Raw genomic sequence first — 13,036 nt, 5'->3', positions numbered from 1 at the left:
ATACGGTTCGCGGCGGTTTATTGGCACCGAAAGGGGAACGGTGGCGGTCTCGCGAGGGACCTCGCGGGACAGCGCCGCACCGAACTCCTGTGACCCGCCCGCCTCAGGACCCGTCGATCCGCAGTTCGCGCTTGTCGGCCACGGCGTCTGCCTCCGGGAAGTCGCCGCCGCCGAGCAGCCCCCGCGCCGCCTTCTTCCCCCACTCGACCGCGGGCTGGGTGAACGTCGAGACGCTCGCGAGCTCGCCGTACAGCACGCAGGCGGCCTCCATCGCGTACAGCAGCTCGCCGAGCCCCCGCTCGTCGACGCGGTCGATCTCGACGCGGAGGTTCGGCACGTCGGCGGCCGCGAGGCTCGCCTCGGTCGCCTCGAACTCGGCGTCCAGCAGGTCGCCGAGCGACGAGCCGCCGAGGTACGCCAGCCCGTCGAGGTCGGTCTTCGGAATCGCGGTCTCGGCGCGCTCGGTCGGGCGGATCAGCGAGACGAGCTTGTCCGGCGGGCCGGCGCGGTATAACTGGAGCTGCGAGTGCTGGTCGGTCGCGCCGAGCGCGCGGGCGGGGGTCTGGCCGAGCCCGTCCTTCCCGAGGCTCTCGGCCCACAGCTGGGCGAACCACTCGGCGAACGTCTCCAGCGACTCCGCGTACGGCATCACGGCGTTCGTGAGCGCGCCGCGCTCCGCGAGCGCGTACGTCGCCGCGCCGTAGGCGTACGCGGGCGTCTCGAACAGCGACCCCGACAGGCCCTCCATCCCGTCGCGCCCGCCCGCGAGGATCGCCTCGATGTCGTGGCCCTGCAGCGCCGGCACCGCGAGCCCGACCGTCGAGAGCGCGGAGAAGCGCCCCGGCACCCCGTCCGGCACGTCGAGCGCGGGGAGGTCGTGGGCGTCGGCGAGCGCACGGAGGTTTCCCTCTTGGCCGGTCGTGACGAGGGTGCGCTCGGTCCAGTCGACGCCCGCCTCGGTCATCGCCTCGCGGACGACGAGGAAGTTCGCGAGCGTCTCCGCCGTCGTCCCCGACTTCGAGACGACGGTGACGACGGTGTCGTCGAGAGGGAGGCGGTCGAGCAGCGCCCGGGTCTCGTCCGGGTCGACGTTGTCGAGGAAGTACGCGTCCACGTCGCTTTCGAGGGCGTTCGCGATTGTCGCCGCGCCGAGCGCGCTCCCGCCGATGCCGACCGTCAGAACCGCTTCGGGACGGTCGAACCGGGCGGTCGCGTCGCGGATCGCGTCCGGGTCGGTCGCCTCCGGAAGGTTCAGGGCGGCGTAGCCGAACTCGTCGTCGGCCATGCCGGCGGCGATTCGCTCGTGCGCGTCCGCGACCCGCGAATCGAGTCGCTCCAAGGTCTCCTCTGTGAGCCCCGGTGTCGTCTCCAGGGCGTTGCCGAGGTCGACGTGCATACCGGACGTGGGAGCGACCGGGACTTAAGCGTGGGTCTCGGGGCGCTCGCTCACACGCCGCGGCCCTGCAGCTGCTCTTCGTCGGCCATGTCCTCGTTCGACTGGCCCTTCATCCCCTTGCCGATGCCGGCGGCGATGTCGGCGAGTTCGTCGGGGTCGTCCCAGCTGTTGACGGCCTCGACGATGGCGGTGCCCATCGCCTCGGGGTCCTCCGCGCCGAAGATGCCGGACCCGACGAAGATGCCGTCGCAGCCGTGGTGCATCATCAGCGCGGCGTCGGCCGGCGTCGCGATGCCGCCGGCCGCGAAGTTGACGACCGGGAGCCGGCCGGCCTCGGCGGTCTCGTGGACCAGATCGCGGGGGGCGCCGTGCTCGCGGGCCCACCGCTCGCGCTCCTCGTGGTTGAGTCCGGTGAGCGTCCGGATCTGGTTTTTGATGGTGCGCTGGTGTTGGACGGCCTGATTCACGTCGCCGGTGCCGGCCTCGCCCTTCGTCCGGATCATCGCCGCGGCCTCGCGGACCCGCCGGAGCGCCTCGGGGAGGTCCCGGGCGCCGCAGACGAACGGCGACGCGAACTCCCGCTTGTCGATGTGGTACTCGTCGTCGGCGGGCGTGAGCACCTCCGACTCGTCGATCATGTCGACGCCGAGCGACTCCAGGATCTCCGCCTCCTTGCGGTGGCCGATCCGCGATTTCCCCATCACCGGGATCGACACCTCGTCGATGATTTCGGTGACGTTCTTCGGGTCGGGCATGCGCGCGACGCCGCCGCGCTTGCGGATGTCGGCCGGGACGGCCTCCAGCGCCATCACCGCGACCGCGCCGGCGTCCTCCGCGATCCGCGCCTGCTCGCGGGTGACGACGTCCATGATGACCCCGCCCTTCTGCATCCGCGCGAAGCCGCGCTTGACCAGGTCGGTCCCCCGCTTCAGCTCCTCCAGATCCGTGGCCTCTGCCATGACGGAATGGTGGGTCGCCGGCCACTTAACGGGTCGCTTTGCCGGGGGTGGAGGGTATCGCCGATCCGGTCCGAAGCCGGCGACACCGACCGGTCTCCCGGCCGACCGCAACCGCGAAGTCCCTCGGGACCGAGGGGCGATCCGTGACCACCGGAGCCATCCTTGCCGGGGGGCGATCGACCCGCTTCGGCGACCGGGACAAGGCCGTCGCTCCGCTCGCCGGCGTGCCGATGATTCGGCGCGTCGGGAACCGGCTCGCCGGCATCGACGATCCCGTTCCGCCGGGCGCCGACCGCGCCGCCGGCGGCGACCCGGTCGTCGACGAGCTCGTGATCAACTGCCGGCCCGGTCAGCGATACGCGATCGAGGGCGCGCTCGACGGCCTCCCGCTGCCTCGCCGCTGGGCGGTCGACGACGAGCCCGATCTGGGACCGGTCGCGGGCATCCGGAACGCCTGCCGGGCCGCCTCGGGCGAGTACGTCGCCGTCGTCGCCTGCGACATGCCGTTCGTCGACCCGGGGTTTCTCGCGGGTCTCGCCGACGACGCCGCGGGACGCGAGGCCGCGATCCCCCGGCTGGACGACCGCTGGCTCCAGACGACGCAGGCGGTGTACCGCGCGGAGGCGACGGCGGCCGCCTGCGAGCGCGCCCTCGCCCGCGGCGACCGGAAGGTGCTGGCGCCGATCGACGACCTCGACCGCGTCGTCGTCGGCGACGCGGAGATCCGCGAACGCACCACGGAACGGACGTTCACCAACGTCAACACGCGGGCGGAGCTCGCGGAGGCGGAGACCGCGATCGCGGCGGCGCTCGGCGACGCCGACGCTCGGTGATCGGCGGAATTCCGATGAGACCGCGGAGCGGAGGGCTCCCGACGAGACCGCGGTCAGTCCGTCAACAGCTCGTACGCCTCGTTCAGCTCCTTGAACGCCGCCTCGTCGCCGTCTTCCCCGTCGGGGTGGAGCCGCTTCGCCCGCTTCCGGTACGCGGACCGGATCGCCTCGGTGTCGGCGGTCGGGTCGAGCCCGAGCGTCGCGTAGGCCTCGCGCTCGGACATCCCGCTCGTCGGCGGGGCGCGGTCGCGTGGGTCGCGAGCGTTGGCGCCGCCGGCTCCGGACGCGGACCGAGCCCCGCGACCGTTCCCCGCCGCTCCGCGACCGAACCCGCCGTCCGTCGCGCCGGCCGAGCGGTAGGCGGACCGCCGGTGCTCGGCGGCTCTCGCGCGCTGACGGGCTCTCGCGCGTTCTCTGGGGCCGGCCCGCACGCTCTCGCGTCGGACGCGGTCCCGGAGCCGGCCGCTGGCGTGGTACCAGAGGAAGTAGGCGACGACACCGAACGGGGCGGCGACCGCCAACAGGACGGGGGAGACGACCACCCCGGCGACGAGCAGGAGGGCCGTCAGCCCGATGAACGTCGCCGCCATGCCGACGACGATCGCGCGGTTCGTCACGGGCGCTCTCGGGGCTCCAGCGTTGTAAGCGCTCTGGCGCGGCCGATCGGTTCTGGTGGGTCCGACGCCTCCGCACCGGAACTGACCGCCTCCGCACCGGAACCGACCGCCTCCGCACCGTTTATGCCCACGGGCGCCCGGACTCGTGGTATGCCGACTGCGGACCGCGAGACGGTGACCGGGCTCCCGCCGGGGATCGCTGCCGCCCGCGAGGAGCTGACGCCGATGCTCTCGCAGTACGCCGACCTGTGTGCGGCCCACGAGGACGCGCTCGTGCTGTTCCAGGTCGGCGACTTCTACGAGGCGTTCTGCGAGGCGGCCGAGGCGGTCGCCCGCGTCTGCGAGGTGACGCTGACGGAGCGCTCCGACTCGACCGGCGACTACCCGATGGCGGGGGTCCCCATCGACAACGCCGCGCCCTACCTCGAATCGCTGCTCGACGCGGGGTACCGCGTCGCCCTCGGCGACCAGGTCGAGGACGCCGAGCAGGCGTCCGGGCTCGTCGACCGCGCGGTCACCGAGGTGATCACCCCCGGAACCGTCGTCGAGGACGAGCTGTTGGAGGCCGGGACGACGAACTACGTGGCGGCGGTGGCGGCCGGGGGCGGGGGCGAGGGCAGCAGTGGGGGTGGGAGCGCCGCCCCGGCGGACGCCGTCGGCCTCGCCGCCGTCGACGTCTCGACCGGCGAGTGCCTCGTCACGTCGGGCGACCGCGACGCGGTCGCGGAGGAGCTCGACCGGATCGCGCCCGCGGAACTGATCGCGGGACCGGACGCCCCCGACTTCGAGCCGGCCGACGCCGAGCGCGGCTGGACGACCCACGCCTACGACCCCGGAGCCTTCGAGCGGCGGGCCGCGGTCGAGCGGCTGGAGCCGTACCTCCCCGCCCCCGACCGCCGGTTCGACGGGAACGCCGAGCTCCGCGCCGCCGGGGCGGTGCTCGCGTACGCGGAGTACACGCAGGGCGACGACGGCCCGCTCTCGTACGTCACCCGGGTCCGGCGGTACGACCCGCGCGACCGGCTCCGGCTCGACGCGGCCGCACAGCGCAGCCTCGAGCTGTTCGAGAACCGCGGGCTGGGCGCCAGCGACACCCTGTTCGACGCCCTCGACGAGACGAGCTGCGCGCTCGGCCGCCGGTGTCTGGAACGGTGGCTCCGTCGTCCCCTCGTCGACGCCGACGCGGTCCGGAGCCGCCACGACGCGGTCGGCGAGCTGGCCGACCGCACCCTCGTCCGCGAGGGCCTTTCCGACGCGCTCGCGGCCGCCTACGACCTCGAACGGCTCGTGGGCCGGATATCGCGGGAACGCGCCGACGCCCGCGACCTGCGCTCGCTGCACGCGACGCTCGCGGTCGTGCCGGAGCTGAAGGCGACGCTGGCGGGGGCGGACGGGGAGGCGGGCGCAGCGGACGGCGCTGGAGGACCGAAAACCGACGGCGACGCCGACCTCCCCCGCACCGACCATCTCCGCGACCTCCGCGACCGCCTCGACGAGCTGACCGAGGTCCGCGATCTGATCGACGACGCGATCGCGGCGAACCCCCCGCCCGAGATCACCGAGGGCGGCGTGATTTGCGAGGGGTTCGACGACGACCTCGACGACCTCCGCGCCACCGAACACGAGGGGCGAGAGTGGGTCGCCGATCTGGAGGCGAGCGAGCGTGAGCGCACCGGGATCGACTCGCTGTCGGTCGGGCACAACCAGGTCCACGGCTACTACATCGAGGTGACCGACGCCAACCTCGACCGGGTCCCCGACGACTACCGCCGCCGACAGACGCTAAAGAACAGCGAGCGCTACTACACGCCGGAACTGAAGGAGCGCGAAGAGGAGATCGTCGGCGCCGCGGAGCGCGCGGACGCCTTGGAGTACGAGCTGTTCGTCGACGTGCGCGAGCGCGTCGCGGGCGAGACCGAGCGGATTCAGGGGCTGGCGGACGCGATCGCGGAACTCGACGCGCTCCGCTCGCTGGCGAGCGTCGCGGTCGAGGGCGACTACGTTCGGCCGGAGATCCGCGATGAGTCGGACGCTGCCGGAATCGAGATCGAGGGGGGCCGTCACCCGGTCGTCGAGCGCGCCGAGGAGTCGTTCGTCCCGAACGACGCCGACCTCCCGCGCGGGTCGATCGCGGTGATCACGGGGCCGAACATGAGCGGCAAGTCGACGTACATGCGGTCGGTCGCGCTCGCGGTCGTGCTCGCGCAGACCGGCTCGTTCGTCCCCGCGCAGGCGGCCTCGCTCCCCGTCTTCGACCGGCTGTTCACCCGCGTCGGCGCCTCCGACGACATCGCGGGGGGCCAGTCGACGTTCATGCGCGAGATGAGCGAGCTGACGGAGATCCTCCACGACGCCGGGCCGGACTCGCTCGTCCTCTTAGACGAGGTGGGCCGCGGCACCGCCACGACCGACGGGCGGGCCATCGCCCGCGCCGCCGCCGAGTTCATCCACGACGAGCTGGGCGCGACCGCCCTCTTTGCCACCCACTACCACGACCTGACCGACCTCGCGGCGGAGCGCGAGCGCGCCTTCAACCTCCACTTCACGGCGACCCGCGAGGACGGCGACGTGACGTTCCTCCACCGGGTCGTCCCCGGCGCCTCCTCCTCCTCGTACGGCGTCGAGGTCGCCGAGCTGGCCGGCGTGCCGGCGCCCGTCGTCGAGCGGTCCCGCGACCTCGTGGCCGCGGAGACGGACGACGCGGAGGCTTCCGACGCCGGGACGACCGACACCGAGACGGACGGAGCCGATCCCGCGACCGACAGCGTCGGCGACGGCGACGACGCAGACGCCTCGCTGCGGGAGTTCCTCGCGGAAGAGGAGGGAACGAAGGGAAAAGCAGAGACGGAGCGTGCAGAGAACACAAGCGCCGCGGCCGATAGCGACCCCGCGACCAACGGGACTTCCGCGGCCGACGGCGACACACAGACCGATCGGTCGGCCGACCCTCAGCCAGATCTGACCGCCGCCCTCCGCGACCTCGACCTCGCCCGGATGACGCCGATCGAGGCGCTGAACGCCCTTCACGACCTTCAGTCGCGGGTCGACGATGACGGGTGAGGAGCGCGCCAGCGGCGGGGGCGACTCGGACGAGGCGTCGGCGGGGACGACCCGCGTCCGTCGGCTCGACCCCGCCACCGTCGACCGGATCGCCGCCGGGGAGGTGGTCACTCGTCCCGCCCGGGTCGTCGGCGAGCTGATCGACAACGCGCTCGACGCCGGCGCCTCGCGGGTCGAGGTCGCGGTCGACGGCGACGGCACCGACCGGGTCCGGGTGGCCGACGACGGCCGCGGGATGAGCCGGGCGGGCGCCCGGCTCGCCGTCGAGCGCCACGCGACGAGCAAGCTCGCGCCCGACGGCGACCCGGTCGGCGTCGGCTCGCTCGGCTTCCGCGGCGAGGCGCTGGCCGCGATCGCCGAGGCAGCGCGGCTCGAACTCGTCACCAGCGACGGCGGCGCGGTCGGGACGCGGGTGGTCGTCGACGGGACGGCGGCGAACGGAGGAGCGAGCCGCGGGGGCGATTCGGATGCTCCCACCGTCACCGACGCCGGGCGCGCCCGCGGGACCACCGTCGTCGTCGAGGACCTGTTCGCGAGCCGGCCCGCCCGCCGGGAGTCGCTGGCGGGGGCGGCGGCCGAGTTCGCGCGGATCTCCGCGCTGGTGGGCGACTACGCGCTCGCGAACCCCGAGGTGGCGTTCGCGCTCGACCACGACGGGTCGCGGACGCTGTCGACGCCCGGGTCCGGGGTCACGGAGGCGCTGCTCGGCGTCTACGACCGCGAGACTGCGAGCCGATCGACGGAGATCGCGGCGAGCGCCGGGATCGGGGGTGAAGGCGCCGGAGAAGACGGGACCGCGTCGACCGCGGTCGAGGTGTCCGGCGCACTCGCGTACCCCTCGGTGACGCGTTCCTCCCGCGATCACGTCCGGATCTCGGTGAACGGTCGCCCGGTCCGGAACGACCGGCTCGCGGCCGCGGTCCGGGCGGGGTACGGGCGCCTGCTCCCGGACGGGCGTGAGCCGGTGGCGGCCGCGGACGTGTCGCTGCCGCCCGCCCGCGTGGACCCGAACGTTCACCCGGCGAAGCGGGAGGTCGGGCTCCGCGACGCCGACGCGGTCGCGGACGCGGTCGAGTCGGTCGTCGCCGACGCGCTCACGGGCGCCGACCTGCGCCGAACGGCCGAGGTCGACACCGGGCTCGACGGGGCGCTCGACCCGGTCGGCGGCGAGGGTGGCGAGCGCCCGACGGCCTTCGCGGACGCGACGCCGATCGGGACCTTCCGCGACCTCTACGTGCTCGTCGAGGCCGGCGACGAACTGCTCGTGATCGACGGCCACGCCGCCCACGAGCGCGTGAACTACGAGCGGCTCGCCCGGGCGTTCGACGGCGAGGCGGTGCCGACCGCCCCGCTCGACCCGCCGGCGACCGCCTCGCTGTCGGCCGACGAGGCGGCGGCCGCGGAGGCGCACGCCGACGCCCTCGCCGCGCTCGGGTTCGAGACGGAGCCGTTCGGCGGGGGGACAGTCAGGCTCCGGAGCGTCCCGGCGCCGTTCGGCCGGGCGGCCGACGCGGACGCGTTCCGCGACGCGCTCGCGACACTCTCGAACGGGGAGTCGCCGCGGGACGCCCGCGAAACGCTGCTCGCGGATCTGGCGTGTCACCCGTCGTTGAAGCGGGGCGAGATTGGCGAGCTGAACGCGGGGGAGCTGCGCTCGCTGCTCGACCGGCTCGGCGAGTGCGACCGCCCGTACGCGTGTCCGCACGGGCGGCCGACCGTCCTCTCGGTGGACGAGGCGACGTTCGCGGCGGGGTTCGGCCGGGAGCGGTGAGCGGCAAGTCCGGATGACTCGACCGGGGCAGCGAACCCTCGACGAGCCGTCGTCGAGACGCGAGTAGCTGGCTTTTAACGCGAGATTCGCCGGCGCATAACGATGACGCTCGGGAGAGTCTCGTCCGGTGATCATGTCGAACGAAGTGAATCCGCCGGACGACAGCTCGCAGGACGGACACTCGCGGCGGGCGGTCCTGCAGAAAAGCGTCGGCGGGGGGCTCGCCTTCGCCAGCATCGGGGCCGTTCCGATGCGGACCAACGACGACGGCCCGCAGCTGATCGCCGAGTCGACGACTATCGATGAACCCGGGATGTACGCCCTCGACGACGACCGCTCCACCGAGGGTGCGGGGATCGAAATCACCGCGAGCAACGTGGTCGTTGACGGGCGGGGACACCGGCTCGACGGCGACGGGAGCCGGGCGGGAATCTCGATCCGGGAGGGCGCCCGTGACGTCACCGTCAAGAACCTCTCCGTGCGGGAGTTCCGCCGAGGCGTCGACGTTCGGTGGGGCAGCTCCCTGACCCTCTCGTCCGTGACGATCGAGGGGAACGCTGCCGACGGCGTGCGGAGCGACGGCGAGACGGCGGTCGCGTGCGAGGGCTCGACGATCCGTCAAAACGGTGGCTGCGGGCTCGATGTCTATGACGGTCACGTCTCGGTACGCGACTGTGAGTTCCGAGAAAACGCGGAGCGAGCGCTCGGATCGGACGCTCGCGCGACGGTGGTCGTCGAGGACTCGGTCGCTGCGGAGAACGGCGGCGCCGTACTGCTCCCGGCGACGGCCGGGTCGGGGATCGAGCGGACGCTGATCGAGGCGAACGACGGCCCGGGACTCAAGACGGCCCCCATCGACCGCGCTCCGATCGAGGCGACCGGCAGCCCGGGCCTCGGGACGGCTCCCGTCGACGCTCCGCCGCTCGACGAGCCGGCCCTCGTGCGCCACTGCGACATTCGGAACAACGCCGGCCCGGGCATCGAGCACACCAACGGCTTCCTCGATGTGCGGGGATGCGCCCTCGTCGGAAACGAGGTGGGCTACGGGCTGCAGGCGGAAGACGGGTTCGAGGCGGTGCTCCGACGCAACGTCATCGAGGACAACGAGGGTGGCGGCGCGGTGGCGGACCCGACGCCGTCTCCGAAACCGATCGACGCGACGTGTAACTGGTGGGGAGACGAGACGGGACCCCGCCACCGGGACAACCCGCTCGAAGGCCCGGGAGGGCAGTCGGTCACCGACCGCGTCGCGTTTCTCCCGTGGAGCACCGACCGGCCCGACAATTCTGGCCGAACCGAAGCCCCCGACCGAACCGAAGCCCCCGACGGCTCCTGCGCCGGCGGCCTCGAACCCGACCGCGGCCTCGTCGGCTACCTCGCGAAGAAGTCGTACCGGCGGATCACGGGCGCCGACCCGGCCGACGAAGGGTGCTGGGACGGAACGTTCTACGTCACCGATCCGTCGGACGTCGACCGCAACGGGTTCGACGGTCCCGGCGCGTTCCTCGTCGGGGAGGACGAGCGATCGGCCGACGGACACGTCATCCGCGCCGAGGCGGACGCGGTGCCCGTCACGCTCCCGACGTGGGGCGGCGATCGCGGGGAGTGCGAGTCGGTGCTGTTCGTCGAACTGAACCAGCCCCTCTCCGCCGATCGTGCGTATCGAATCGCCGCCGTTCACGACCCGTCTCCCCATCAAGCGAACGTCGACACGGGGGGGTTCGCGGGGACCGTCGACGCCGTGGTACGGGTGACGTTCGAACCGGTGGGGTCGAACGCGGTCGACGCCGCGGCGTCGCTCAGGTAGGGCGGTCGTTCGCCCGCCCGTCGCCGCCGCCCGAGCGCTCGTCGTCGGCGTCGAGACGCTCGACGCGCTCGACGGTCTCATCCGCCTCCGCCGTCTCCGGCGGGTACGACACGGTCCGTTGCGGGTACGGGATGGAGATCCCGGCGTCGGCGAATCGGTCCTGTATCAGCTCGACGGCGGTCGCCTTCGAGCGCCACCGCGCCTGCGGGGTCGGCGGCTCGATCCAGAACCGGAGGTCGAGGAGGATCGCGGAGTCGCCGAAGCCGGAGGGGATCACGTACGGCTTCGGGTTGTCGGCGATCGTGTCGATCTCGGTTAACACCTCCTCGGCGATCCCGCTGGCCTCGTCGGGGTCGTCGTCGTAGCCGATCCCGACCTCCATGTGAATCCGGAGCCGCCCCTCGCGGCTCCGGTTCGTGATCGCCTGGTTGGTGACGAGATCGTTGGGCACCACGACGTACTCGCCGTCGAAGTTCCGCATGTGGGTGTTCATGATCGTGATCTCGGTGACGAACCCCTCTTGGTCGCCGATCTCCACCCAGTCGCCGATCTCGAACGGGCGCGCGAACATCAGCACGAAGCCGGCGATGAGCGACCCGAGGGTCTGACGGGCGGCCATCCCGAGCACGATCCCGAGGAAGCCGGCCCCGACGAGGAGCCCGCCGAGGTTCACGCCCCAGATCCCGAGGACGGTTATCCCCGCGATCACCAGCACGCCAACCTGCATGATCCGGCTGAGAAGCTGTTCCTGGTGGGCGGTGATGCGGTCGCTGTCGGCCGAGAGGTCCTCGACGTACTCCTCTAACACGTCGCTCGCGACGTAGGCGGCGCCGAGGAGCAGCAGGGAGAGGAGCGCCTGCGCGCCGATCGTGAGCACGTTCTCCGCCATCGGGAGCACCGCGACGACGACCGAGAACTGCCCCCACAGCGCAAGGATCGCGACGGCGGCGAGCGCGAACAGCGCGAGCTGGAGGAGCCCGACGAGCAGCCGCAGCCCGACGGAGACCGGAACGGCCTCCCGTATCGCCTCGATCGATCCCCCTCCGTGTCCGTCGAGGGCGCGTTCCAGCCAGCGCGCGACGATCCGTTCTCCGGCCACGACGGCCCGCGGGAGGAGCAGCCAGCCGACGGCCAGCGTCGCGAGCAGGATTCCGGCGGTCACGGCGAGACGCGCCTCCGCGGTGGCGACGCTGCCCAACAGTGCGTCGAGTCGAGATCCCGGTGCGGTCACTGCTCGACCCTTCGTCCTCGCGTTTAAAAATGGTCCCCCGCGGCTATCGCCAGAGAGAACGGGACGGTCGAGAGGCGGTCAGCGTCCGCGTCGGAGCTCCTCGATCAGCTGTTCGATCAGCGCGGACTGCCTGTCGATCCGTTCGGACTGGGCCTCGACGGTTCGCCGAAGCGCGGCCACCTCCGTCGCGAGGTCCTCGCCCTCGACGCCGGCGCTCTCGAACGGGGAGCCGTCGAAGGCGTCCGCGGCGGCCGCGTCGGCGGCGTCGGCCGCCGCGATCTCCTCCGCCGTCGGCTCCCCCGCGGCGTCGGTCGCGAAGTCCCCGCCGGCCGTCTCGGTCGCGTCCACGTCGACCGCGGGGTCTCCGGCCGGATCGTCGGCGAGCGAGTCGGCGTCGACGGCCGGCGTCTCGGCGGCGACCGACGAGCCCGCCGCGCGGTCGCCGGTCGCTTCGCCGCCCGGTTCTCCGGAGCCCCCGACGCGGTCGTCGGTCGCAGGACCCGCCCCGACCTCGGTCGACGAGGGATCGGCGTCGCCGACGCCCGACGAGAGCGGGTCCGTCCCCATACCCTCCCCCCCGGTTCCCGAGGGAGCGTCGGGCTCCGACCCCGACTCGGCCTCCGCGTCCGCGACCGGCGAGGCCGACAGCGGGTCCGGCCCCTCGCCGAAGTCGGTGGTGCCGCCGGCGTCCGCCGCCGCGTCGGCGTCGTCCCCCCCGCCGGCGACGCTCACGCGGAACTCCTCCAAGCTGTCGACGCCGTGGTACGCGCAGACGGCGTCGACGAGCGTCTCCCGGACCGCGCGCGCGGACTCGTTTGGCGCTTTGAACCGCTCTGAGCGGCCGTCGTGGGCCAGCACGACCGCGGTCGCGACGGTCCCCTCCTCGAAGTCGAGGTCGGTGAGGTCGGCGTAGGCGAACTCCTCGAACTCCTCGTCCCAGACCGCCGAGCCGACGTGTTTGACGAGCCGGCCGCTGGTGACGACGAGGGTGAGCTCGGAGAAGCGGAAGGTGCGGACGACGGACTCGCCGGGGTCGGTGACCCCCCTCGCGGAGAGGACGCCGGCGAGGACCGGGTGGAGCACGTCGTCGACGCGCTTGGCCGGTACCGAGATCGTCTCGTCGCCGTCGAGGCCGTAGCCCAGGGTGAGTTTCGCCTTGCGGCGACCCGTCGAGACCGCGATGCGCTCGACGTCGTGGGAGTACTCCGCGACCGACTCGTCCGACAGCAGCCCGTCGCCGCGATAGACGAGCGTCCGCGTCGGCGTGACCGCGAGCCGGTCGTCTCCCCCGAGCGGGACCTCGGCCACGACCTCCTCGTCGCCGACGGTCCCCGCGAGCAGTTCGGGAAGGCTCATGTGCCG

The 13,036-nt window shown here is 72.9% G+C and carries 9 protein-coding genes; 4 read left to right on the top strand and 5 right to left on the bottom strand.

All coding sequences use genetic code 11. The features are described 5' to 3' along the window. Positions 1–103: 103 nt before the first annotated feature. Complete coding sequence (locus tag ESO89_RS00715; protein WP_128903772.1) at positions 104–1,396, bottom strand: glucose-6-phosphate isomerase; 1,293 nt, start codon at positions 1,394–1,396, stop codon at positions 104–106. 50 nt (positions 1,397–1,446) lie between these two features. Beyond that, entirely contained in the window at positions 1,447–2,355 is a 909-nt protein-coding gene (pdxS, locus tag ESO89_RS00710; RefSeq protein WP_128903771.1) for a pyridoxal 5'-phosphate synthase lyase subunit PdxS, read from the bottom strand. Positions 2,356–2,498: 143 nt separating this feature from the next. Here pdxS and mobA point away from each other — a divergent pair, with 143 nt between their 5' ends. Beyond that, positions 2,499–3,188 carry a molybdenum cofactor guanylyltransferase gene (mobA, locus tag ESO89_RS00705; protein WP_128903770.1) on the top strand — a complete coding sequence of 230 codons (690 nt, stop codon included), beginning with the start codon at positions 2,499–2,501 and terminating at the stop codon, positions 3,186–3,188. A 53-nt stretch (positions 3,189–3,241) separates the two neighbouring features. Here the strand turns inward: mobA and ESO89_RS00700 are convergent, their stop codons facing one another. Continuing rightward, positions 3,242–3,805 carry a J domain-containing protein gene (locus ESO89_RS00700; protein WP_128903769.1) on the bottom strand — a complete coding sequence of 188 codons (564 nt, stop codon included), beginning with the start codon at positions 3,803–3,805 and terminating at the stop codon, positions 3,242–3,244. Positions 3,806–3,955: 150 nt separating this feature from the next. On the opposite strand from ESO89_RS00700, the gene mutS reads away from it, so the two are divergent. From mutS to ESO89_RS00685, 3 genes are all read left to right on the top strand, one after another. Further along, entirely contained in the window at positions 3,956–6,865 is a 2,910-nt protein-coding gene (gene mutS / locus ESO89_RS00695; protein WP_128903768.1) for a DNA mismatch repair protein MutS, read from the top strand. After that, entirely contained in the window at positions 6,855–8,636 is a 1,782-nt protein-coding gene (mutL, locus tag ESO89_RS00690) for a DNA mismatch repair endonuclease MutL (RefSeq protein ID WP_128903767.1), read from the top strand. Before mutS ends, mutL begins: the two co-directional genes overlap by 11 nt. A gap of 133 nt (positions 8,637–8,769) precedes the next feature. Beyond that, complete coding sequence (locus ESO89_RS00685) at positions 8,770–10,443, top strand: right-handed parallel beta-helix repeat-containing protein (RefSeq protein WP_128903766.1); 1,674 nt, start codon at positions 8,770–8,772, stop codon at positions 10,441–10,443. On the opposite strand, the gene ESO89_RS00680 is transcribed toward ESO89_RS00685, so the two are convergent. Beyond that, positions 10,436–11,674 (bottom strand): mechanosensitive ion channel family protein, encoded by a 1,239-nt coding sequence (locus tag ESO89_RS00680; RefSeq protein WP_241686083.1) that lies wholly within the window; start codon positions 11,672–11,674, stop codon positions 10,436–10,438. The genes ESO89_RS00685 and ESO89_RS00680 overlap by 8 nt on opposite strands. Positions 11,675–11,752: 78 nt before the next feature. After that, positions 11,753–13,030: a DUF7115 domain-containing protein gene (locus ESO89_RS00675; RefSeq protein ID WP_164932722.1), complete on the bottom strand. Its 1,278-nt coding sequence runs from the start codon at positions 13,028–13,030 to the stop codon at positions 11,753–11,755. Positions 13,031–13,036 lie beyond the last annotated feature (6 nt).

The sequence above is a fragment of the Halorubrum amylolyticum genome, from assembly GCF_004114995.1.
GTDB classification, from domain to species: Archaea; Halobacteriota; Halobacteria; order Halobacteriales; family Haloferacaceae; genus Halorubrum; species Halorubrum amylolyticum.
Note: the sequence above shows the minus strand (reverse complement) of the source record. Positions and strands in the feature narration are given on the sequence as shown.

Bases quoted from the DNA above. Each gene is read 5' to 3' on its own strand.
- ESO89_RS00715 (WP_128903772.1), bottom strand. From the start codon at position 1,396: ATGCACGTCGACCTCGGCAACGCCCTGGAGACGACACCGGGGCTCACA.
- mutS (WP_128903768.1), top strand. From the start codon at position 3,956: ATGCCGACTGCGGACCGCGAGACGGTGACCGGGCTCCCGCCGGGGATC.
- pdxS (WP_128903771.1), bottom strand. From the start codon at position 2,355: ATGGCAGAGGCCACGGATCTGGAGGAGCTGAAGCGGGGGACCGACCTG.
- mutL (WP_128903767.1), top strand. From the start codon at position 6,855: ATGACGGGTGAGGAGCGCGCCAGCGGCGGGGGCGACTCGGACGAGGCG.
- ESO89_RS00675 (WP_164932722.1), bottom strand. From the start codon at position 13,030: ATGAGCCTTCCCGAACTGCTCGCGGGGACCGTCGGCGACGAGGAGGTC.
- ESO89_RS00685 (WP_128903766.1), top strand. From the start codon at position 8,770: ATGTCGAACGAAGTGAATCCGCCGGACGACAGCTCGCAGGACGGACAC.